Annotated in this window: 1 protein-coding gene; it reads right to left on the bottom strand. The window is 68.0% G+C overall.

Annotated elements, in window-relative coordinates:
- Positions 1-228, bottom strand: a 228-nt coding sequence (locus EXE45_RS21145; RefSeq protein WP_206750536.1) for a hypothetical protein, incomplete at both ends; no start/stop codon positions are given.

Genomic DNA, 228 nt, shown 5'->3' with positions numbered 1-228 from the left:
ATCGGCCCGCTGTTCGCCAAGCAGTGTTGCGGCGGTTGCGAATGCCGATGGCGACAGGGTGTGTTCGTCGTCCTCGTCGCTCGCTGAATCGTCGGGGGGCGTCTCGGCTGCCAGCCGGGTCTGGGCTGCGTCGTCACTGCCGTCGGGGGTGACTGTCTCGCGGGCAGTGTCTGACGGCAGGGCGCTGGCTTCTGGTGGCGACTCGACTGGCTCGTCACCGCTTGCTTC

This window comes from Halorubrum sp. SP9, assembly GCF_005435015.1.
Taxonomy (GTDB): domain Archaea; phylum Halobacteriota; class Halobacteria; order Halobacteriales; family Haloferacaceae; genus Halorubrum; species Halorubrum sodomense.
The sequence above is the reverse complement of the archived record's forward strand: the minus strand, read 5'-3'. Positions and strand labels throughout refer to the sequence as shown.